This is a genomic window from Bacillus sp. LK2, from assembly GCF_001043575.1.
In the GTDB taxonomy this organism is placed as follows: domain Bacteria; phylum Bacillota; class Bacilli; order Bacillales; family Bacillaceae_G; genus Bacillus_A; species Bacillus_A paramycoides.
On sequence record NZ_LDUK01000002.1, the window covers coordinates 174,836 to 197,829 of the forward strand.

A 22,994-nucleotide genomic window follows, 5' to 3' on the forward strand; every position below is an offset into this window, starting at 1 on the left:
GGTGGTACAAAGTGGAACAAACACTTGTTATACAAAAGAAGAAGCGTCTTGGTTTTTCGCAAGGGGTTGGGATTACGTTATTAATCGCCATTGCTGCGAAATATTTAGCGGAGCTTCCATTTTTAAATATTATGGGACAATTAGTAATCGCTATTCTAATCGGGATGGTTTGGCGAGCAGCGATTGGAATCCCTCACGAAGCGATAGCGGGAACGAACTTTGCGAGTAAGAAGTTGCTTCGCTTCGGAATCATCTTACTTGGAATGCGATTAAATCTTGTAGATATTGCGAAGGCGGGGCCGAAAGTATTGGTCATCGCTGCGGTTGTTATTACATTTACAATTTTCGTTGTCTATGGACTAACGAAAGTATTTAAAGTAGAAAAGAAATTAGGAATTTTAACAGCATGCGGGACGGCAATTTGTGGCGCGGCTGCGGTCGTGGCAATTGCACCGCAAGTGAAAGCGAAAGATGAGGAAACAGCAGTTGGGGCAGCGATTATTGCTATTTTAGGTACGATATTTACACTTATTTATACGCTATTATATCCAGTGCTTGGCTTTTCTCCGTATGGTTACGGCGTATTCTCAGGCGCGACACTACATGAAATCGCTCATGTTATCGCGGCCGCGGCTCCAGGCGGAAGTACGGCAGTTGATATTGCTGTTATCGTAAAATTAACACGCGTTGCAATGCTTGTACCAGTAGCGATATTAATTGGATTATGGTTTGGTAAGAGCGAGGGAAGCAAAGAAAAAGGATCGTGGCGCGATCTTCCGATTCCTTGGTTCATCTTCGGATTTTTAGCAATGAGTGCGGTGCATTCGCTTGGGATTATCCCAGAAGTTGTTGCCGGATATATTGTAGTAATTGCGTACATGCTTATCGCAATGGCGATGGCAGGGCTCGGTTTAAATGTCGAGTTTAAAACGTTCCGCAAATTAGGAAGTAGAGCATTTGTGGCAGGGCTGATTGGCTCGGTTTGTCTTTCGGTGCTTGGATACGTTCTTGTATATGCGTTAGGATTTATGTAGTAGCAAAGAAGGAGGCATCCCTTAGATGCCTCCTTCTTTTTCGTAATGTAATAAATTAAGCATAATTGATAATTGTCTTTCTACTTCAGTAAATTGTTTCTCTCTCACAAGTTTGATGATTTTTTGAGTTCGCCTAAAGCGAAATGGACGTACGACTTGGATAATCAGAGGTAAGGTTTTCATTTCTAATCTAGAGAGAGGCCTTTCCTTCATATAAGCATATAAAAATTCGTAAAAACAATCATCTTTATCATCACCCATAAGTTCATAAGCTAAAAAGATCCCTTCTCCGGCGAGGTGATTAATAAATACCTCATCTCCGGCAATATTGAAATCAATTAGCGATTCGAATACATCGCTATCGTCTAATAAAATATTGTTAGGAGAGAAGTCACCTTGTACAGCCCCTTTTGGTAAGTCATTCCATACCATTTGTAACTTCTTTCGTTTTTTATAAAAAAGTGTAAATACTTCATTCACTAATGTTTGATCAACTTCAGCATCTTTTAAGCTGTCTTTTAAAAGGTTGGATTCTAATTCTATATCATCATATACGCCAGGTGCATCAGAAGTATTCCCTCCAAACATTCCCCAATATGTGCCGTAATCGAAATGAATGTGGTGTTTTTCGGAAATAGCGTGCGTTTTACCTAGCAAACTTCCTAAAGTATGTAGTAGCGATTTATTTATTTCCTCGTCTGCTACCTCTCTTCCAGGCATCCATTCTTCCACGGTAATAGGAAATGGGATTTCAAATGAATGGGCAGGTAAGTAATATCGTCTATCATTCGTTTTAAATCGTCGTGGTACTGGAATATCATTTTCGATAAGAGCATGGCAAAATTCTCCTTGTATTTGAAGTCCTTCTAGCGTGGTGAAAGGGTCTCTATAAAACCGGATTAATAGTTTGTAATTAGTTGTAGTACAGGTGATGAGTATATCTTTATCTTTAGAAAAGCGTATTACTTCATAGTGAAAGGGTTCTTCTATACAGAATGCTTGTAACAAGCATTGTATTGTAGTGTTTTCAAACATAATAGTTTCCTCCGATATAAGGTACTTAAATGTATATTTCCATACGGCGAAAATTTTACCTTTTTTTGTAAAGATATCTTCACTTGAAACTGGAAAATATTTATAATTAAAGAATTGCGAAAACAAAATCATATAACACAAATTGAAATGGCGAAGGCGATGCAAGTGACACGGCAGACAATCGTGGTGATTGAGAACCATCACTATAACCCGAGTCTAGAGTTAGCCCTAAAAATCGCTAAATATTTTGGAATGAAAGTGGAGGAAATATTTACGCTGGAGTAAGGAGAGAGAAAATGCAAGATGAGTTTGAGAGATTTCAATCGGATAAAGCGTTTAAATATGTAGGGTTATTTTTCGCGATTAGTTTAGCTGTATGGAGTTTGTATAATTTAATTGTTTACGGAAGCGCTGGAACACCGTTCATTCTATTTGATGTTGGACAGTTTGTATATTACGGTGTGAATTATTGGCCAAAGTGGAAATTTAGAAATAAGAAAGAGGCTGATAATGAGTATGGCATCAACGAGTGTGTTAGCAACAAAGACTAGTAAATAGATAGATAAAGGGGAAGCGGAATGGGATTACCGATATTATGTGTCGCTACGGCTATATTTGCTTTATTTTGGGGAATGCAAAATTTCTCTCGTAATCCAGTGCCAAGTGTATGTATTATGATTGGTACTGTAGGCTTATCGTACTATTTATTAAATTCAGCACATTATCATAAAACGGCAACGAGTGTTGTTATTGGAGTGATTATATTATCGTGTGGGTGCGCTATACAAAAGGTGTTATTTCCATAAAAGCTGTTTATACAAAAAGTATAAACAGCTTTTTGTATTTTTTTTACAAATCACTTGAAAGTTACGTTACGTCATCTTTTATAATGAAAGAGAAGAGGTGATGGCAGTGATTTCGATTCAAGAACTTACGAAGGAAACAGGGGTTACGGTAAGAACGTTACGCTATTATGATCAAATCGATTTATTAAAGCCGAGTGGGAAAACAGATGGAGGACACCGGTTATATAGCGAGAGAGATGTTATTCGTTTGCAGCAAATTTTATTTTTAAAAGAAATGGGTTTTTCATTAAAAGAGATTACGAATATGTTAATAACAGGTGAGCTCAATTTAAAAGTATCGCTTGAAAAGCAACTTAAGTTTGTGCAAGAAGAACAGAAAAAGTTCAATCGAATGGAACGTATTTTACAGGCAGTTGTTTATTCAGTGGATGTGGAAGGGGAACTGGATTGGAAAGTTATGTTTGAACTCATTCAGCTTTCGAAACAGTCTCCTCGTATACGTGAAATGTTTCAAAATGAAGTTTTTTCCAAACAAGAACAAAAGTTGCTTCATAATTTACCGAACATGAGTGAAGAAGACCCAAACGTTTTAGAATGGGTCGATTTATTAAAGCAATTACGTAACTTTATGAAAGACGGTAAGGAAGCATCTTGTGATGAAGTACAAGGGGCAACAAAGAAATTAATGCAGAAATGTTTAGAGATGGCAAATGGTGATGAAGCATTTTTAGATAAATTGTGGGAAGTAAGAAAGTCAAAGGAAGATTCGCAGAAAATGAGTATGTATCCAATTGAAGAAGAGCTTCTAGTATATATGGATGAGGCTTTTCGTATATATGACGAAAGGGAGAAGGATAAATGAGTATACTCGCAGAATATCGATGGTATTTTTTAATTGGGGCAGAGATTGTATTTTGGTTATCCGCTATCGGCTTCTTTTTACTAAGGTATGGATTTCGCTTGAAAAAGGCGAGCTTTATTATGGGGATTGTGCTGCTAGTCAATGAAGTATTTATTTTAACTTTAGGGGTAGTGGATTATTATCAAACAGGGAAGTTCTCTAATTTCCAGATCATTACGGTAATCATCTTATTATATGCAGTTTTTTATGGGAAAAAGGATTTGAGAAAACTAGATATATTTGTGCAGAAACTAGTTGCGAAATGGCGCAATGAACCGATTCCTATTATTGAAGAACAAATCGAATTGACAGGTATGGCTTATGCGAAGCAGGAAATGAAAAATTGGGCTTTGCATCTTATTTTATTCGTTGCTGTTCATATGTTCTTTTTCTTCGTGTATGGGCTTATCCCATTTGAACAATGGGGAAATTGGTTAGAGTCAGGAATCGTTTTAAATAAAGCAGCAAGTCGTGTAAGCCAAGTGTGGGCGATTATTCTTTTAGTGGATACAGTTATTTCATTTTCATATGTGATTTTTCCTAAGAAGGAGAAAGGGAAAGAGAAGCTACTTTCATAGAGGAAAGTAGCTTTTGTAATTTTAGTATAGGTTTCTTTTTAGGGTATACAAACAGTTTGTATAGGAGAGGATGACAATAGGAAAAAGAGTCGCGTGAAGTAGAGGTTGTTTATAGGTTAATAGATTGTACGAGTGAAAATGGATGCAATGGATATGACTTATTATATGTACCTATAAAATAAAATTGATAGAGGAAGGTAGTGTTTACTCCTTCCTTTTTCTATGTATAACTTGTCGAAAATTTTACCGAATATCTGTTCGTTTTTTTAGGTTTTTTATGGGTATTCGTGTTAAAATAATAATACAGATTTTTATGAGGAGGTCGGTTTTTAGTTGGAACATCAATTTGAAATTATCTCAGCGTATTCCCCGCAAGGTGATCAACCAGTAGCGATAGAGAAGCTTGTAGAGGGAATTAATAGTGGAAAGAAAAAGCAAGTGTTGCTTGGAGCGACAGGAACGGGTAAGACATTTACGATTTCAAATGTCATTAAAGAAGTGCAGAAGCCAACACTTGTAATGGCTCATAATAAAACGTTAGCTGGACAGTTATATAGTGAGTTGAAAGATTTTTTCCCTAACAATTCTGTTGAGTATTTTGTTAGTTATTACGATTATTATCAGCCAGAAGCGTATGTGCCGCAAACAGATACGTTTATTGAAAAAGATGCACAGATTAATGATGAAATCGATAAATTACGCCACTCGGCAACGTCTGCTTTATTTGAACGAGATGATGTTATTATCGTTGCGAGTGTGTCGTGCATATACGGTTTAGGTTCTCCGGAAGAATACCGCGAGTTAGTTGTTTCACTTCGAGTTGGTATGGAAAAGGACCGCAATCAATTGCTTCGTGAACTTGTTGATGTACAGTATGGACGTAATGATATTGATTTCAAGCGTGGTACATTCCGTGTGCGCGGAGATGTAGTTGAAATCTTCCCGGCATCACTTGATGAGCATTGTATTCGAATTGAATTTTTCGGTGATGAAATCGATCGTATTCGTGAAGTAAATGCATTAACAGGTGAAGTATTAGCAGAACGTGATCATGTAGCAATCTTCCCAGCATCTCACTTCGTTACACGTGAAGAAAAAATGAAGGTCGCTATTGAAAATATTGAAAAAGAATTAGAAGAGCGTTTAAAAGAATTAAACGATAACGGTAAGTTGTTAGAAGCGCAGCGTATAGAACAACGTACACGTTATGATTTAGAAATGATGCGCGAGATGGGCTTTTGTTCAGGGATTGAAAATTATTCCCGTCATTTAACACTTCGTCCAGCGGGTGCAACACCGTATACGTTATTAGACTATTTTTCAGAGGATTTCTTAATTGTTATGGATGAGTCGCACGTATCAGTGCCGCAAGTAAGAGCGATGTATAACGGGGACCAAGCACGTAAGCAAGTGCTTGTGGATCATGGATTCCGTCTGCCATCAGCTTTAGATAATAGACCGCTCATGTTTGATGAGTTTGAAGAGAAAACGAATCAAGTTATTTACGTTTCGGCAACGCCAGGACCATACGAGTTAGAGCAGTCACCGGAGGTAATAGAACAAATTATTCGTCCAACAGGGCTTTTGGATCCACCAATTGATATACGACCAATTGAAGGGCAAATTGATGATTTATTAGGAGAGATTCAAGATCGCATTGCAAAAAATGAACGTGTATTAATTACGACTTTAACGAAAAAAATGTCAGAGGATTTAACGGATTACTTAAAAGATGTAGGAATTAAAGTGAACTATCTTCACTCTGAAGTTAAAACGTTAGAACGTATTGAAATCATTCGTGACCTTCGTCTTGGTAAGTTTGATGTACTTGTCGGTATTAACTTATTACGAGAAGGATTAGATATTCCAGAAGTATCACTTGTAGCTATTTTAGATGCTGATAAAGAAGGATTCCTACGTTCAGAGCGTTCGTTAATTCAAACGATTGGTCGTGCAGCACGTAATGAAAACGGTCAAGTTATTATGTACGCAGATCGCATAACAAGATCAATGGGAATTGCGATTGAAGAAACGCAGCGTCGGCGCCAGTTGCAAGAAGCTTACAATAAAGAGCATGGTATTACACCGAAGACGATTCAAAAAGGAGTACGTGACGTTATTCGTGCGACAACAGCAGCTGAGGATACGGAAACATATGAAGCAGCACCAGCTAAGAAGATGACGAAAAAAGAACGTGAAAAGACAATTGCAAAGATGGAAGCAGAGATGAAAGAAGCAGCAAAAGCGTTAGATTTCGAGCGTGCAGCTGAATTAAGAGACTTACTATTAGAATTAAAAGCGGAAGGGTGACAAGAGTGAGTAAAGATTTTATTGTTGTAAAAGGTGCTAGAGCGCATAATTTAAAAAATATTGACGTAACCATTCCGAGAAATCAGCTTGTTGTTGTGACGGGATTGTCTGGTTCGGGGAAATCATCGTTAGCATTCGATACGATTTATGCAGAAGGACAGCGCAGATATGTGGAATCTTTATCTGCGTACGCACGTCAGTTTTTAGGACAAATGGATAAGCCGGATGTTGATATGATTGAAGGCTTATCTCCAGCGATTTCAATTGATCAAAAAACGACGAGTCGTAATCCTCGTTCAACGGTTGGAACGGTAACGGAAATTTATGATTATTTACGTTTATTATTCGCGCGAATTGGTACGCCGATTTGTCCGAATCATGGAATTGAAATTACATCACAAACAGTGGAACAGATGGTAGACCGTGTACTTGAATATCCTGAACGTACGAAGTTGCAAGTGCTAGCGCCTATCGTGTCAGGGCGTAAAGGTGCACACGTGAAAGTACTAGAAGATATTAAGAAGCAAGGTTATGTTCGTGTGCGCGTGGATGGAGAGATGCTGGATGTATCTGAAGAGATTACGTTAGATAAAAATAAGAAGCATTCAATTGAAGTTGTTATTGACCGTATTGTTGTGAAAGAAGGAATTGCAAGCCGACTTGCAGATTCACTCGAAAGTGCTTTAAAGCTTGGCGGAGGCCGAGTTTTAATCGATGTAATGGGAGAAGAAGAACTTCTATTTAGTGAACATCATGCTTGTCCGCATTGTGGTTTTTCAATCGGGGAATTAGAGCCACGTATGTTCTCCTTCAATAGCCCATTTGGTGCATGTCCTTCTTGTGATGGACTAGGTTCAAAGCTAGAGGTAGATTTAGAACTTGTTATTCCGAACTGGGATTTATCACTAAATGAACATGCGATTGCTCCTTGGGAACCGACAAGTTCGCAATATTACCCGCAATTATTAAAATCTGTGTGTAATCATTACGGCATCGATATGGATATGCCGGTGAAAGATATACCGAAAGATTTATTTGATAAAGTGTTGTACGGAAGCGGTGAAGAGAAGGTTTATTTCCGCTATGTGAATGAATTTGGTCAAGTAAAGGAAAATGAGATTTTATTTGAAGGCGTTATTCCAAATATCGAGCGTCGTTATCGTGAGACGAGTTCTGATTATATTCGCGAACAAATGGAAAAGTATATGGCAGAGCAAGCTTGTCCGAAGTGTAAAGGCGGACGCTTAAAGCCTGAGAGTTTAGCTGTTTTCGTTGGTGATAAAACGATTGCCGATGTAACAAAATATTCCGTTCAAGAAGTACAGGACTTCTTTTCAAATGTTGAATTAACCGAGAAACAACAAAAAATTGCTCATTTAATTTTGAGAGAAATTCAGGAGCGCGTTGGGTTCTTAGTAAACGTCGGTTTAGAATATTTAACGTTAAGTCGTGCCGCAGGAACTTTATCAGGTGGTGAAGCGCAGCGTATCCGTTTAGCGACGCAAATCGGTTCTCGTCTTACGGGCGTACTTTACATTCTTGATGAGCCTTCTATCGGTTTGCATCAGCGCGATAATGATCGTCTTATTCGTACATTGCAGGAAATGCGAGATTTAGGAAATACGTTAATCGTTGTTGAGCATGATGAAGATACGATGATGGCCGCCGATTATTTGCTTGATATCGGACCTGGTGCAGGTATCCATGGTGGTCAAGTTGTATCAGCAGGTACACCAGCTGAAGTTATGCAAGACGAGAATTCATTAACAGGAAAATATTTAAGCGGTAAAGAGTTTATTCCAGTACCACTTGAACGACGTAAAGGTGACGGACGTAAAGTGGAGATTGTCGGTGCGAAAGAAAATAACTTAAAGAACGCGAAAATGTCATTTCCTCTAGGTACATTTGTCGCAGTAACAGGCGTATCTGGTTCTGGAAAAAGTACGATGATTAATGAAGTGTTATACAAATCGTTAGCTCAGAAGCTATATAAATCGAAAGCGAAGCCAGGGGCTCATAAAGAAATTAAAGGTCTTGAGCAGTTAGATAAAGTTATTGATATTGATCAATCACCAATCGGGCGTACACCACGTTCCAACCCAGCAACATATACAGGTGTATTCGATGATATTCGTGATGTGTTTGCGCAAACGAATGAGGCGAAAGTGCGTGGGTATCAAAAAGGGCGTTTCAGCTTTAACGTAAAAGGCGGCCGTTGTGAAGCGTGCCGTGGGGATGGAATTATTAAAATCGAAATGCACTTCTTACCAGATGTGTATGTTCCGTGTGAAGTTTGTCACGGTAAACGTTACAATCGTGAAACGTTAGAAGTGAAATATAAAGATAAGAACATTTCTGAAGTGTTAGAGATGACGATTGAAGATGGGGTAGAATTCTTTGCTAATATCCCGAAAATTAAGCGTAAACTTCAAACACTTGTAGATGTAGGGCTTGGTTATATGAAATTAGGACAACCAGCTACGACATTATCAGGTGGTGAGGCGCAGCGTGTGAAATTAGCTTCTGAATTACACCGTCGTTCTACAGGGCGTACGTTATACATTTTAGATGAGCCAACGACTGGTTTACATGCACATGATATTGCACGTCTTCTGGAAGTGTTGCAGCGTCTTGTTGAAAGTGGCGAGACAGTACTTGTAATCGAGCATAATTTAGATGTTATTAAAACAGCTGATTATATCGTTGATCTTGGGCCAGAAGGTGGAGACAAAGGTGGACAAATCGTTGCTTCCGGAACGCCAGAGCAAGTGGTGAAAGAAGAACGCTCGTATACAGGTAAGTATTTAAAAGAGATTTTAGATCGTGATAAAACAAGGATGAAAGAGAAAATAAAAGAAGTAGAGTTATCACAATAAGTTTGTTAGTGAAAACCGAGTGTAAAGATAAAAAATACACTCGGTTTTTATTTTATGGGGAGAAAATGGAATTTATAGAGGTTCTGCGAAAGAAAAACACCAAGGGAAATTGGTAAGATTGTTAGTAGGTATACAAGTATAAAAAATAGAATAAGCTGTTATAAGTGTTTGTACGATACTTGCGTTTATTATCTATTAGCGTATGATGAAATATATATGTTAAAAGGATGTGTAAGGAAATGAGATGGATTGTATCACTTCTTGTAAATAGCGTTGTGTTAATCGCTGTATCCGGACTTTTAAAAGGGGTTGCACCAGACGCATTTTACGTAGCAAATATACAAACTGCAATTATTGCGAGTATTATATTGGCGATTTTAAATGTGTTCGTAAAGCCGTTTTTAATTTTAATTACGCTACCAATTACTGTTGTAACTTTCGGCTTCTTCTTAATTGTTATTAATGCGATTACGTTAGAAATAGCAGATTCATTATTAGGGGATGCTTTTAATATATCCGGATTTGGTGTAGCGATTGTCGCGGCAATTTGTATTTCGATTTTTAATATGATAATTGAAAAGGCAATTGTTGAACCATTATATGAAAAAAAGAGAAAATGACAAAAAGAAAAACATTTCATCATTCGTATGAAATGTTTTTTTCTATTTATTAGAAAGCGTGTTTCTTGTTTTAAGAAAAAAATGGTACAATATCCGTTAGAATGGAATTTCACATCAAATGAGACTGAACCCGCAGCGGAGTGGAGGTTTATACATATGCCGAAAGTAAGGACAAAAGATTTAATGGAACAATTTCAATTGGAGTTAGTAAGTGGTGAAGAAGGAATTCATCGTCCGATTGATACAAGTGATTTATCACGACCTGGAATTGAAATGGCAGGATTTTTTACATATTATCCAGCTGATCGCGTGCAGCTTCTTGGAAAAACGGAGCTTACGTTCTTTGATACGTTAACGACAGAGCAAAAGCAAGAGAGAATGAAAGTGCTTTGTACTGAGGAGACACCTTGTATTATTGTAACTCGTAATCAAGATGTGCCGGATGAGTTATTACAAGCATCACGTGAATCAGGCGTGCCTTTATTACGTTCTTCTCAAACGACGACGAGATTATCAAGTCGTTTAACAAACTATTTAGAAGGTAAGTTAGCGCCAACAACTGCTGTTCATGGTGTGCTAGTAGATATTTATGGCGTTGGTGTTTTAATTACAGGTCAAAGTGGTGTCGGGAAAAGTGAGACAGCACTTGAGCTTGTAAAGCGTGGCCACCGTCTAGTTGCGGATGATAGTGTAGAAATTCGTCAAGAAGATGAAGACACATTAGTAGGAAGCTCACCTGATTTAATTGAGCACTTATTAGAAATTCGTGGTCTAGGTATCATTAACGTAATGACGTTATTCGGTGCAGGGGCGGTACGAAATTATAAGCGTATTACACTTGTTATTAATCTTGAAATTTGGGATCAAAAGAAAAATTATGATCGCTTAGGTCTTGATGAAGAGAAGATGAAGATTATTGATACAGAACTTACGAAGATTACACTTCCAGTTCGTCCTGGTCGAAACTTGGCTGTTATTATTGAAGTAGCAGCGATGAACTTCAGGTTAAAACGTATGGGAGTCAATGCGGCACAACAGTTCTCTGAACGATTAATGAGTGCGATTGAGTTAGGAAATCAAGAGTAAACTCTGGAGAGGGAGGTCATACATATGCTGTTAGGTTCTGTACCACAGCTTGACCGTGTAGCAATCCAACTTGGACCGTTCCCTGTTTATTGGTATGGGGTTATTATCGGTACAGGCGTGCTATTAGGTCTTTGGCTAGCGACTCGCGAGGGAGAAAGGCTAGGTATTCCAAAAGATACATTTATTGATCTTGTATTAATCGCAGTACCAATCGCCATTCTTTTTGCGAGAATGTACTATGTTATTTTTGAATGGGAATATTACTCTCAAAACCCGAGTCAAATTATTAATATTCGTCAAGGTGGTTTGGCGATTCATGGTGGTTTAATCGGGGCTGTTATTACAGGAATTATTTTTGCGAAAAAACGCGGACTTTCGTTTTGGAAGCTAGCGGATATTGCTGCACCGAGTATTTTACTAGGACAAGCAATTGGCCGATGGGGAAACTTTATGAACCAAGAGGCACACGGTGGTGAAGTAACGAGACAGTTTTTAGAAGGGCTTCATTTACCACAGTTTATTATTAATCAAATGTATATCGATGGTGTGTATTATCACCCGACGTTTTTATATGAATCATTATGGAACTTTGCAGGTGTTATTTTACTGCTTGCATTACGAAAAGTGAATTTACGCCGCGGTGAGCTGTTCTTTACATACTTGATTTGGTATTCAATTGGGCGCTTCTTCGTAGAAGGTTTACGTACAGATAGTTTAATGTTAGGACCACTTCGTATTGCACAAGTAATGTCAATTGGGATTGTTGTTCTTTCTATCATTTTCATTATTGTGAGACGAAAAATGGGGCAATCTGATAAAAGATATTTAGAAAATTAGAGAAAAGTAGCATCTTATATAAGATGCTGCTTCTTTCATATTCGGGCAGCGAAAGGACTAGAGATGATGAAAATAAATACAGTGTTATTTGATTTAGATGGAACGTTAATTAATACAAATGAACTTATTATTTCTTCTTTTTTACATACGTTACATACCTATTATCCAAATCAGTATAAGCGAGAAGATGTATTGCCATTTATCGGTCCATCTTTGCACGATACTTTTAGTAAGATTGATGCAAGTAAGGTTGAAGAGATGATTACATGCTATCGCCAATTTAATCACGAGCATCATGATGAATTAGTAGAAGAATATGAAACTGTATATGAAACTGTTCAAGAATTGAAGAAGCAAGGTTATAAAATCGGCATTGTTACAACGAAAGCGAGACAGACGGTTGAAATGGGATTAAAGCTTTCGAAACTTGATCAATTTTTTGATGTGGTCGTGACAATTGATGATGTGGAACATGTAAAACCACATCCAGAACCGCTTCAAAAAGCGTTGAAATTATTAGAGGCAAAACCAGAAGAAACATTGATGGTTGGTGATAATCATCATGATATTGTCGGTGGGCAAAATGCAGGTACGAAAACAGCAGCGGTTTCATGGACATTAAAAGGTAGAGCGTATTTAGAAGCGTATAAACCAGATTATGTGCTAGATAAAATGAGTGATTTACTACCAATTTTGTCCCGCATTAACGGGTAGCAAGGAAGTTATGTGGGAAGTTTGCCTGTAAAAGCCCGATTGGTTCAACTAATAATCAGTGGGGGATGAATCCCCCCACTGATTAAAGTTTCACTTTATCTGAGTAGAGGAGAGAGTTAAGTGCGACGGACAACGCGCTACCCTGTTTCAGGAGAAAATTCATTGTGGAATGTGTATAAAACTGTTTCTTTTTGGAAGGTAATGAAAAACTTTATTATTATCCAAGTCGCACGTTACACGCCATTTTTATCCGTGAAAAATTGGTTGTATCGAACGTTTTTACGGATGGAAGTAGGAAAGAAAACATCGTTTGCACTTATGGTAATGCCAGATATTATGTTTCCAGAAAAGATTACTGTGGGAGACAATTCAATTATCGGCTATAATACGACGATTTTAGCACATGAATATTTAATTCGTGAGTATCGGCTTGGAGAAATCGTCATAGGGAATGAAGTTATGATTGGAGCAAATACGACGATTTTACCAGGTGTAACGATTGGAGATGGCGCTATCGTTTCAGCTGGTACACTTGTCCATCGAGATGTACCAGCTGGATCTTTCGTAGGCGGAAATCCGATGCGTATTATTTATACGAAAGAAGAAATGGCTGCTAGAGAAGGTTGATGTTAAAAATGTAACATTTCCCTTCTCTTTTTATGAATAAAAAGGAAATAATTGATTATAATATACTGTTTTGTTTTTTACGGAATCGTTTATACTTATAGATAAAAGAATGTGTGAACGAAGAAAACAAAAAACTGGAGGATATATGGGGAAAAATCAAAGAATATATAAGGAGAACGGACAAGTTATCTCTTTTAATCAATTAGCGGATTTCTTTTATAAAAAAGGGATGAGGGCTTATAAAGGGCAAAAATTGCAAGATGCAATTAAATATTTTCGAAGAGCGGCACAAAGCGAGAAGGAGCCGTTTATTTTATGCCAATTAGCAATAGCGTTATCTGAAGCTGGTGAATATCAAGAGTCGAATCAAACATTTCTAAAGCTTGTTAGATCTAACCCGGAACTTGAACAATGCTATTATTTTATTGCAAATAATTATGCGTATATGGGCTTGTTTCAACAGGCGAAGAAGTATGCAGAGCGTTATTTAGAAGTTGCGGTGGAGAAGGAATTCGTAGAAGATACATTAGAATTGCTTGAGATTATGGAAGAGGAAGCAATGGGTCCGGAAGAGATTGAGGATGAAGATGAGCTAATTGTCATGCAGGAAGAGGCGAATCGATACATTCGTAACGGACAATTAGAAGAGGCCATTGCTACACTAGAAGTTGTTACGAAAGAATATCCAGAATTTTGGTCGGGCCATAATAATTTAGCGATTGCACATTTTCAATCAGGTAATGTAGATCAAGCGCTCAAGTTAACAGAAATGATTTTAGAGAAAAACCCTGGTAATATGCATGCGCTTTGTAATACGCTTATTTTTCTATATTCAATTGGAGAGCATAAGCAAGTAGAGACATTAGCAGGGCAGTTAGTTTCGGTATATCCAATTTCATTTGAGCACCGTTTGAAACTTGGAACAACACTTGCAACAATCGGTCATTTCGAACATGCATATAAATGGTTCAAAGTATTAAAGCGTCAAGGATACGAAGGAGACGTTAGTTTCTATTATTGGTTTGCATACTCTGCTTATATGGTGGAAGATCAGCAAGTAGCTGAAAAGATGTGGCAACATGTTGTAGAATTGCATCCTGATAAAAAGGGAAAAGAACCGTGGAATGCACTGAATTTAGCAGATGAGGGGCAAAACCTTTTATTTGAAGAATTACGAAAATCATTTCAGCAAAGTGCGACGCTAGAAGAGCAAATGCTAGCTTTATATTTAATGAATGAATTGTCAACGCCAGAGAAGGTTGGTTTCTTCTTTGATGTAACGCAAGCGAAAAATGGTGTTCCAATCGTATCGCAACTTGCAAAGTATTTCTTTTTACTTAATAGTCATAAAAGCATTCCGGCTGATTTACAGCAATTTGAACAGTGCGTGCGAATCGCGGATGCATTATACAATTATACGAAAAAAGATGATGAATTAATCGAAGAGTGTTTACATTTTTGGTTTTGTACGTTCATACGTTTATATACATCTGGGGCAATCTTTACAAATGTGTACGGTTGGTCAGCAGCAATTGAATATATTGTGCGTGGCGAACAAAGAAATAAGATGACACAGGCGGAGCTTGGAAATGTATATAATGTATCTGTAGCCACTGTACGAAAGTATGTGCAGGCTGTTAAGCGTACGCACACATAAGATAAGCAAATCATTGGGAAAAAAATGATGCTAACAGTATAATGAGGTTAACTTAACGTGTATGAATGAATAGGAGTGAATAGTGTGTCAGAAGAAAAAATTTATGATGTCATTATTATTGGTGCAGGACCAGCTGGTATGACAGCTGCAGTATATACATCTCGTGCGAATTTAAGCACACTGATGCTTGAGCGCGGTATTCCAGGCGGACAAATGGCAAATACGGAAGATGTAGAAAACTATCCAGGTTATGAGTCTATTTTAGGACCAGATCTATCAAATAAAATGTTTGAGCACGCGAAGAAATTTGGTGCTGAATATGCATACGGTGATGTGAAAGAAGTCATCGATGGTAAAGAGTACAAAACAATTGTAGCTGGTAAAAAAGAATATAAAGCACGTGCAATTATCGTTGCAAGCGGTGCAGAATATAAAAAAATTGGTGTGCCTGGTGAAAAAGAACTTGGCGGCCGTGGTGTATCATATTGTGCAGTATGTGATGGCGCATTCTTTAAAGGGAAAGAACTTGTTGTAATTGGCGGGGGAGACTCTGCTGTTGAAGAGGGTGTATATTTAACACGCTTCGCATCAAAAGTAACAATCGTTCACCGTCGTGACACTCTTCGTGCACAGAAAATTTTACAAGATCGTGCTTTCCAAAATGAGAAAGTAGATTTCATTTGGAATCACACTATAAAAGAAATTAACGATACAAATGGTAAAGTAGGAAGTGTAACACTTGTAGATGTAAACAGCGGTGAAGAACAAGAAGTCAAAACTGACGGCGTTTTCGTATACATCGGTATGCTACCATTATCAAAACCGTTTGTTGAGCTTGGTATTACAAATGAAAATGGTTATGTTGAAACGAATGAGCGTATGGAAACGAAAGTTCCTGGTATTTTCGCAGCTGGTGATGTTCGCGAAAAAATGCTTCGTCAAATTGTAACTGCAACAGGCGATGGCAGTATTGCGGCACAAAGTGCACAACACTATGTAGAAGAATTATTAGAGGAACTAAAAACTGCAACAGAAAAATAAGGGGTAATATACCTTTTGAGAAGAAAGCTACCGATAGGAGCTTTCTTTTTTTTATGTAAAAATGTCAAAATTTTGTCAAAAATAATTAGGATTATAAGCTTTCCAATTGATATACTGGACTTTACGGAAAAAATTACTATAAGAAATGAGGAATTTATTCAGTATGGAATGGCGTAATATATATCGTGGATTTTGTATGGGCGTTAGTGATTTAATTCCTGGTGTGAGCGGCGGAACAATCGCTGTTGTGTTAGGGATTTATGAACAATTGCTTGCAGCAATTAGCGGTTTCTTTAGTCGTGAATGGAAAAAACATTTAGGGTTTTTGATTCCACTTGCAGCTGGTGTGGCGGCAGCGTTCTTGACATTAAGTCATGTTATTAAATACTTACTTGCAAATCATTATGAACCAACCCAGTTTTTCTTCCTCGGTTTAATTATTAGCATTTTACCAATGTTAATGAGAGAAGCTGATGCGAAAGAAACATTTAAAGGAAATCATATCGTCGTATTGGTAATTGCAGCAATTCTTGTAGCTATAACGGCCTTCTTCAAGCCGGATAAAGCGGCAGATCCGATTACGACGTTAACAATTTTAAATACAATTGGTTTATTTTTCGCAGGATGGATGGCTAGTATGGCTATGCTTCTTCCTGGAATTAGTGGATCGTTTATTTTGTTAATTATTGGTGTGTATCCAACAGCAATTAACGCTTTAACTACATTGAATTTACCATTAATCGTGGTTATTGGTGCCGGAGTTATGGCTGGATTTGTTGTAAGTAGTAAAGGAATTAGTTATCTATTAGAGCGTTATAAGAGTATGACGTTTGCAGCAATTATTGGACTTGTTATCGGATCGATTGTAATTGTGTTCCCTGGCATTCCGACTGGTGGAATGTCAATTGTAAGTTCAATCATTACTTTTATTTTAGGATTTGCGATTGTTACTTATTTCGGTAAGAAATAAGTACTTTAATCCCCTTGATGATAAAAATCGTTAAGGGGATTTTTATGCGTTTTAATGGGAATCAGAGCGTTTAGATTGCTTGTTATAGAAAGCTTTTTTACAATTGTTTCATGTTATGTGCTTAGCAAAAGGGGACTGGCTCCTTCGTTGTAGCAATTTGTTTTTGATAGTATAATGAAATGAGTATGCAGTGAGAAATTTTGCTGCAAGTAGCTGAGGTGAAGAAACATGCAAAGAGTGACAAACTGTGTGTTAATTAGAGATAATGAAGTACTCTTACTTCAAAAACCTCGCCGAAATTGGTGGGTTGCACCAGGTGGAAAGATGGAACGTGGTGAGACGGTAAGAGAATCAGTTGTTCGCGAGTATCGTGAAGAAACAGGTATTTATTTAAAGAACCCAGCGTTAAAGGGGGTCTTCACCTTTGTCATCCAAGAAGGTGATAAGGTTGTTTCTGAATGGATGATGTTCTCCTTTTTAGCAACAGATTTTGCAGGAGAAAACAAATTAGAGAGCGAAGAAGGCATCATTGGTTGGCATACATTTGATAAAATTGATGATTTAGCAATGGCACCAGGAGATTATCACATTATTGATTATTTAATTAAAGGGAATGGTATAATCTACGGTACATTTGTATATACCCCAGATTTTGAGTTGCTTTCATATCGATTAGATCCGAGTTAAACCTTCAAGGAGAGGATACGATGACAGAGAATAATGATATAAAAATGGTAATTATTACAGGAATGTCTGGAGCTGGAAAAACGGTAGCGTTACAAAGTTTTGAAGATTTAGGATATTTTTGTGTAGATAATTTACCACCGATGTTATTGCCGAAGTTTATTGAACTTATGGCAGATTCAAAAGGAAAAATGAATAAAGTTGCACTCGGTATTGATTTACGTGGCCGAGAATTTTTTGAATATTTATGGGGAGCACTTGACGATTTATCAGAACGTACATGGATTATCCCTCATATTTTATTTTTAGATGCGAAAGATAGCACACTTGTAACTCGTTATAAAGAAACGAGACGTTCGCATCCACTTGCGCCAACTGGCTTGCCGTTAAAGGGAATTGAAGCAGAGCGTAGTTTATTAACTGATATGAAGGCGCGAGCGAATATTGTGCTTGATACATCTGATTTGAAACCGAAAGAATTACGAGAAAAAATTGTTCACTTGTTCTCAACAGAAACTGAGCAAGCATTCCGTGTAAATGTTATGTCGTTTGGATTTAAGTACGGAATTCCAATTGATGCTGATTTAGTATTTGATGTGCGTTTTTTACCAAATCCATATTATATTCCACATATGAAGCCATTAACAGGACTAGATGAAGAAGTTTCGTCATATGTGTTGAAATTTAATGAAACACATAAGTTTTTAGAGAAATTGACGGACCTCATCACTTTCATGCTGCCTCATTATAAAAGAGAAGGTAAGAGTCAACTTGTAATTGCGATTGGATGTACAGGTGGACAACATCGTTCTGTTACGCTTACAGAGTACCTTGGGAAACATTTGAAACCAGAGTATAGCGTTCATGTATCTCATCGTGATGTGGAGAAGAGAAAGGGCCATTAAGGGATGAAAAAAGAGAGAAAACCTAGAATTGTCATCATGGGAGGAGGAACTGGACTTTCTGTTTTATTAAGAGGATTAAAACAATATCCTGTTGATATCACAGCAGTTGTAACGATAGCCGACGATGGAGGCAGTTCAGGTAGACTACGTGATGAGTTAGAAATTCCACCTCCAGGTGATATTCGTAACGTACTTGTTGCGTTATCGGATGTAGAACCATTAGTGGAAGCTTTATTTCAGCACCGTTTTACAACTGGAGACGGACTGAAAGGGCATGCGTTAGGAAATTTACTATTGGCAGGTATGACTTCGATTACAGGAGACTTTTACCATGCGATTACGGAAACGAGTAAAGTGTTAAATGTCAGAGGACGTGTATTGCCAGCAGCGAATCAAAGTGCGGTGCTTCATGCAGAACTAGAAGATGGAGAAATTGTAACAGGTGAATCAAAGATCCCTTATTTCGGGAAGAAGATTAATCGTGTCTTTTTAACTCCAGAAGATGTAGAACCGCTATATGAAACGTTGACTGAAATTAAACGAGCTGATTTGCTTGTTTTCGGTCCAGGAAGTCTGTACACGAGTATATTACCGAATTTAGTTGTTAACAAAATTGGGGACGCTGTTCTTGCTGCAAAAGCGAAGAAGGTATATGTATGTAATGTTATGACGCAAGCGGGTGAAACGATGGGGTATACTGCGTTTGATCATGTGCAGGCGTTGCATGATCATTTAGGTAAACCGTTTATTGATACTGCAATTGTAAATAATCGTGATATCCCTTGTGAATTACGTAAGTTATATGAGGAAGAAATGTCGGAACCAGTTGTAGTGGATGAAGACCGTTTTGCTGAAAATGGTATTGATGTAATTCAAGATCAATTAGCGAAGTATGATGATCGTGTTGTAAGACATGATACATTAAAGTTAGCTTCTATTTTATATTCACTGTTATAAATGTGCGTTATCTCTTGATGAGGTAACGCTCCTCATTCATATAGGACAAGATTTTTGTTCCACAATAATAGTATAAGGAGGTGTTGACTGTGTCATTTGCATCAGAAACAAAGAAAGAGTTGACCAATCTTGAAGTGAAGGAATGCTGTGAGAAAGCAGAATTATCGGCGTTGCTTCGAATGAACGGATCGCTTTCTTTTTCAAATCGTCGCCTATCTATCGATATTCAAACGGAAAATGCAGCAATTGCAAGAAGGATTTATACGCTTTTGAAAAAAGGATATGATGTGACGGTAGAATTACTTGTTCGTAAAAAAATGCGATTGAAGAAAAATAATGTATATATCGTGCGGCTTGTTGAGAAGTCTCGCGAAATACTAGCAGATCTTCACATTGTTCGAGATGATTTTTCGTTTATTCGAAATATATCACAGGAATTAATTGAGAAGAAATGTTGTAAACGATCGTATTTGCGCGGTGCATTTTTAGCAGGTGGTTCAGTAAATAACCCAGAAACATCATCTTATCATTTAGAAATCTTTTCGTTATATAAGGAACATAATGATTCTATATGTGAACTGATGAACGGATTTGATTTAAATAGTAAGACGTTGGAAAGAAGAAAAGGGTACATTACGTATTTGAAAGAAGCTGAGAAAATTACAGAGTTTTTAAATATTATAGGTGCCCATAATGCACTTTTAAGATTTGAAGATATTCGAATTGTTCGCGATATGCGTAATTCAGTAAATCGTTTAGTTAACTGCGAAACGGCCAATTTAAATAAAACAATTGGTGCAGCGTTAAGGCAAATTGAGAATATCCGCTATATTGATGAGACGGTTGGTCTTGATATTTTGCCAGATAAACTAAGAGAAATTGCACAGTTACGGATAGATTATCAAGATGTAACATTGAAAGAGTTAGGTGAGATGGTATCCGGGGGGAAAATTAGTAAATCGGGTATTAATCATCGTTTGCGTAAAATCGATGAGATTGCAGAGAAATTACGCGCGGGAGAAACGGTAGCAAAAAAATAAGAGGTTAAAGGGGAAATGGAGCTGTGGTTCAAAAACGGGTTAAAGTTTCATTAAAAAACGGCTTACAAGCACGTCCGGCTGCGTTGTTTGTACAAGAGGCAAATCGTTTTCATTCTGATATTTTCATCGAGAAAGATGGAAAGGCAGTTAACGCAAAGAGCATAATGGGGATTATGAGCTTAGCAATCGGAACGGGTAGCATGATAACAATTACAACAGAAGGTTCAGATGCAGAAGAAGCTTTAGAAGCATTAGCTGCATATGTGCAATAAAAGGCTATCGCGCGTGCGCGATAGTTTTTTTATTTTGGGAGTAGTCCGATTGGTGTATGTTAACAATTAGCGGGGTATGTGGATGGTTTGCGTTTGTCGGGAATTGTCGGTAAGTCGATATATTTGTTCGAATACTAGATTGGGTATGTAAACAGGAGATTACATGATATAAAAAAGCGCCCTTTTGATAGGGCGCTTCCGCTTTTAAATGTATCCAGCTCCAGCGGCTAGAATGGTCGGTGGCTTCGCTTCTTCCGCCGAGGTAAAAAGTACCTCTTTGTCAGAAGCTCCATCCCCCTCCCATTCTAAACGAGCCGCTTCTGCTTTTAGTTATTAACGATTTGTAAAGATCTTATCGATTAAACCGTATTCTAAAGCTCTTTCAGCTGTCATGAAGTTATCGCGGTCTGTGTCGCGTTGTAAAACTTCAAGTGGTTGACCTGTACGGTCAGCAAGGATTTGGTTTAATTTTTCACGTAAGAATAGGATACGTTTTGCAGCGATTTCGATTTCAGTCGCTTGACCTTGTGCTCCGCCAAGTGGTTGGTGAATCATTACTTCACTGTTTGGAAGAGCGAAACGTTTTCCTTTTTCACCTGCTGCAAGTAAGAATGCACCCATAGATGCAGCCATACCGATACAGATTGTTGATACTTGTGGTTTAATAAACTGCATTGTATCGTAAATTGCCATACCTGCTGTGATAGAACCACCAGGGCTGTTGATATAGATGTGAATATCTTTTTCTGGATCTTGAGATTCCAAGAATAAAAGCTGGGAAACGATTGAGTTTGCTACGTTGTCATCAATTGCGCTACCAAGCATAATGATGCGGTCTTTTAATAGTCGAGAGTAAATATCGTAAGCGCGTTCTCCACGATTTGTTTGTTCAATTACTGTAGGAATTAAATTCATCTGTTATTTCCTCCTTTGAAAGCTTTCTTAGTCTTATAATACAATTATGGTCAATAAAGGTCAAACGAAACCACTTTAAATCAAAAAAATATGTAGTTGTACCATGATTTATTCGCTATGTTTTTGAAATTCCCTGCTTATGTATCTTCAACATCATAACCGAATTACATAAATTTAAACGTGATTAAAGCTGTATAAAAGGTAAAAGAACGCCTTTTATACAGAAGCGTTCTTTCATTACCTATTCTTTTAAAAGATAGGTTACTTTATTTAAGATGTTCTCGATTTGTTCCGCGTTTTTACTATACATATCACTCGCTGATTTTGATTTCGTTTCTAAAGAGAATAATTCAAGATCAGCATGGCATTTTTTTAAAGATGCTAATAATAAAGGTTTGTTCTGAGGGGATGGCATTTGGAGTTTATCATTGTAAATGTCGATAGTAAGTTGTCCGTATGAATCAACTTGAGCGAGAAAGACATTTTCAATGACAACACCAAGTTTTTCTAATTCTGAATGTAACCAAGCGCGGTTATGCCCGCTAGCAGAAAGAGGTTCATCTAGTACATTTCCATCCATAATAACAGTTTGTGTTTCTTTTTCATTTGGCACTTTTAACCCGATGTCTTTTGCTGTAAGTGGCTGGCGATCTTTCTTCAATAATACATTTAATTCACCGCTCGGTTCCAATACAGCAAATTCAACATCAGCTACGCTGAACGCATCTTTTCCTCGGAGTAGTTCAAGTAATTCGTCACTTGTATATTTTTCTTTCTTTAAGTTATCTTCGAGTATTTTTCCATCTTTTATTAATACGGTAGATTTCCCTTCAAAGAAGTCCCGAGCTGTTTTGTTCTTTAAGGAGAGGATTCCTGTGAAAAAAGGTACCACAGCGAAAATGAGTATCGCAAAGACGCCGTGGAAAAATTTTGAATCGAGCCCTGTAGATACTTGGGCAGCGATGTCACCGATTGTCATTCCGGCTATGTATTCAAAAAAGGAGAGCTGAGAGATTTGTCTTTTCCCTAACCATTTCGTAATAGCGAATAAAATGATTAATATGAATACAGAGCGGAGAATGACAAGTGTCCATTCGGGTAGGTGAGACATAGTAAATTCCTCCAGTCT

General features: G+C 37.6%; 24 protein-coding genes and 1 pseudogene. 22 read left to right on the forward strand and 3 right to left on the reverse strand.

Going from position 1 to position 22,994, the window contains the following annotated elements; genetic code table 11:
* Positions 1 to 11 precede the first annotated feature (11 nt).
* Positions 12 to 1,034: a YeiH family protein gene (locus VK90_RS02705; RefSeq protein ID WP_002174197.1), complete on the forward strand. Its 1,023-nt coding sequence runs from the start codon at positions 12 to 14 to the stop codon at positions 1,032 to 1,034.
* A 21-nt stretch (positions 1,035 to 1,055) separates the two neighbouring features.
* Here the strand turns inward: VK90_RS02705 and VK90_RS27940 are convergent, their stop codons facing one another.
* On the reverse strand, positions 1,056 to 2,069 hold the full coding sequence (locus VK90_RS27940) for a phosphotransferase enzyme family protein (protein WP_082147756.1): 1,014 nt from the start codon (positions 2,067 to 2,069) through the stop codon (positions 1,056 to 1,058).
* Between the two features lie 96 nt (positions 2,070 to 2,165).
* Here VK90_RS27940 and VK90_RS27500 point away from each other — a divergent pair, with 96 nt between their 5' ends.
* The 21 genes and pseudogenes from VK90_RS27500 (at position 2,166) to VK90_RS02805 (ending at position 20,950) form a co-directional block, all read left to right on the forward strand.
* Complete coding sequence (locus VK90_RS27500; RefSeq protein WP_082147757.1) at positions 2,166 to 2,354, forward strand: helix-turn-helix transcriptional regulator; 189 nt, start codon at positions 2,166 to 2,168, stop codon at positions 2,352 to 2,354.
* A gap of 11 nt (positions 2,355 to 2,365) precedes the next feature.
* Positions 2,366 to 2,620, forward strand: coding sequence for a hypothetical protein (locus tag VK90_RS02715; RefSeq protein WP_048370281.1), 255 nt, complete (start codon positions 2,366 to 2,368; stop codon positions 2,618 to 2,620).
* 27 nt (positions 2,621 to 2,647) lie between these two features.
* A complete protein-coding gene (locus VK90_RS02720) occupies positions 2,648 to 2,875 on the forward strand; it encodes a hypothetical protein (RefSeq protein ID WP_048370283.1) in 228 nt (75 codons plus the stop codon).
* 100 nt (positions 2,876 to 2,975) lie between these two features.
* A complete protein-coding gene (locus VK90_RS02725; protein ID WP_048370285.1) occupies positions 2,976 to 3,737 on the forward strand; it encodes a MerR family transcriptional regulator in 762 nt (253 codons plus the stop codon).
* On the forward strand, positions 3,734 to 4,354 hold the full coding sequence (locus tag VK90_RS02730) for a hypothetical protein (RefSeq protein WP_048370286.1): 621 nt from the start codon (positions 3,734 to 3,736) through the stop codon (positions 4,352 to 4,354). The genes VK90_RS02725 and VK90_RS02730 overlap by 4 nt, the downstream gene beginning before the upstream one ends.
* A gap of 83 nt (positions 4,355 to 4,437) precedes the next feature.
* A pseudogene (locus VK90_RS31330) lies at positions 4,438 to 4,536 on the forward strand (DUF4362 domain-containing protein); the annotation flags it as partial.
* Positions 4,537 to 4,687: 151 nt separating this feature from the next.
* The gene (uvrB, locus tag VK90_RS02735; protein ID WP_048370288.1) at positions 4,688 to 6,664 is read left to right on the forward strand and encodes an excinuclease ABC subunit B; all 1,977 of its coding nucleotides are present in this window, start codon (positions 4,688 to 4,690) and stop codon (positions 6,662 to 6,664) included.
* Positions 6,665 to 6,669: 5 nt separating this feature from the next.
* Positions 6,670 to 9,540 carry an excinuclease ABC subunit UvrA gene (uvrA, locus tag VK90_RS02740; protein WP_048370291.1) on the forward strand — a complete coding sequence of 957 codons (2,871 nt, stop codon included), beginning with the start codon at positions 6,670 to 6,672 and terminating at the stop codon, positions 9,538 to 9,540.
* Positions 9,541 to 9,779: 239 nt separating this feature from the next.
* The gene (locus VK90_RS02745) at positions 9,780 to 10,160 is read left to right on the forward strand and encodes a phage holin family protein (protein WP_002174188.1); all 381 of its coding nucleotides are present in this window, start codon (positions 9,780 to 9,782) and stop codon (positions 10,158 to 10,160) included.
* 156 nt (positions 10,161 to 10,316) lie between these two features.
* Positions 10,317 to 11,246 carry an HPr(Ser) kinase/phosphatase gene (hprK, locus tag VK90_RS02750; protein WP_053081318.1) on the forward strand — a complete coding sequence of 310 codons (930 nt, stop codon included), beginning with the start codon at positions 10,317 to 10,319 and terminating at the stop codon, positions 11,244 to 11,246.
* Positions 11,247 to 11,270: 24 nt separating this feature from the next.
* The gene (lgt, locus tag VK90_RS02755) at positions 11,271 to 12,083 is read left to right on the forward strand and encodes a prolipoprotein diacylglyceryl transferase (RefSeq protein WP_048370294.1); all 813 of its coding nucleotides are present in this window, start codon (positions 11,271 to 11,273) and stop codon (positions 12,081 to 12,083) included.
* 66 nt (positions 12,084 to 12,149) lie between these two features.
* Complete coding sequence (gene ppaX / locus VK90_RS02760) at positions 12,150 to 12,797, forward strand: pyrophosphatase PpaX (RefSeq protein ID WP_048370380.1); 648 nt, start codon at positions 12,150 to 12,152, stop codon at positions 12,795 to 12,797.
* A 120-nt stretch (positions 12,798 to 12,917) separates the two neighbouring features.
* A complete protein-coding gene (locus tag VK90_RS02765; RefSeq protein WP_048370296.1) occupies positions 12,918 to 13,424 on the forward strand; it encodes an acyltransferase in 507 nt (168 codons plus the stop codon).
* Between the two features lie 145 nt (positions 13,425 to 13,569).
* A complete protein-coding gene (locus VK90_RS02770) occupies positions 13,570 to 15,081 on the forward strand; it encodes a tetratricopeptide repeat protein (RefSeq protein ID WP_048370300.1) in 1,512 nt (503 codons plus the stop codon).
* A gap of 84 nt (positions 15,082 to 15,165) precedes the next feature.
* Positions 15,166 to 16,122 (forward strand): thioredoxin-disulfide reductase, encoded by a 957-nt coding sequence (gene trxB / locus VK90_RS02775; protein ID WP_002174182.1) that lies wholly within the window; start codon positions 15,166 to 15,168, stop codon positions 16,120 to 16,122.
* A 163-nt stretch (positions 16,123 to 16,285) separates the two neighbouring features.
* Positions 16,286 to 17,092, forward strand: coding sequence for a DUF368 domain-containing protein (locus VK90_RS02780; protein WP_048370302.1), 807 nt, complete (start codon positions 16,286 to 16,288; stop codon positions 17,090 to 17,092).
* A gap of 228 nt (positions 17,093 to 17,320) precedes the next feature.
* On the forward strand, positions 17,321 to 17,779 hold the full coding sequence (locus tag VK90_RS02785) for an NUDIX hydrolase (RefSeq protein ID WP_001190083.1): 459 nt from the start codon (positions 17,321 to 17,323) through the stop codon (positions 17,777 to 17,779).
* Between the two features lie 20 nt (positions 17,780 to 17,799).
* The gene (gene rapZ, locus VK90_RS02790; RefSeq protein ID WP_025148220.1) at positions 17,800 to 18,681 is read left to right on the forward strand and encodes an RNase adapter RapZ; all 882 of its coding nucleotides are present in this window, start codon (positions 17,800 to 17,802) and stop codon (positions 18,679 to 18,681) included.
* A gap of 3 nt (positions 18,682 to 18,684) precedes the next feature.
* On the forward strand, positions 18,685 to 19,638 hold the full coding sequence (locus tag VK90_RS02795) for a gluconeogenesis factor YvcK family protein (RefSeq protein WP_025148221.1): 954 nt from the start codon (positions 18,685 to 18,687) through the stop codon (positions 19,636 to 19,638).
* Between the two features lie 89 nt (positions 19,639 to 19,727).
* Entirely contained in the window at positions 19,728 to 20,678 is a 951-nt protein-coding gene (gene whiA, locus VK90_RS02800; RefSeq protein ID WP_002174179.1) for a DNA-binding protein WhiA, read from the forward strand.
* A 23-nt stretch (positions 20,679 to 20,701) separates the two neighbouring features.
* A complete protein-coding gene (locus VK90_RS02805; protein ID WP_048370305.1) occupies positions 20,702 to 20,950 on the forward strand; it encodes an HPr family phosphocarrier protein in 249 nt (82 codons plus the stop codon).
* Between the two features lie 333 nt (positions 20,951 to 21,283).
* Here VK90_RS02805 and clpP read toward each other — a convergent pair whose 3' ends face one another.
* Both clpP and VK90_RS02815 read right to left on the reverse strand, forming a co-directional pair.
* Positions 21,284 to 21,865 carry an ATP-dependent Clp endopeptidase proteolytic subunit ClpP gene (gene clpP, locus VK90_RS02810; protein WP_001049156.1) on the reverse strand — a complete coding sequence of 194 codons (582 nt, stop codon included), beginning with the start codon at positions 21,863 to 21,865 and terminating at the stop codon, positions 21,284 to 21,286.
* A gap of 241 nt (positions 21,866 to 22,106) precedes the next feature.
* Complete coding sequence (locus tag VK90_RS02815) at positions 22,107 to 22,976, reverse strand: DUF421 domain-containing protein (protein WP_025148223.1); 870 nt, start codon at positions 22,974 to 22,976, stop codon at positions 22,107 to 22,109.
* Positions 22,977 to 22,994: the final 18 nt, after the last annotated feature.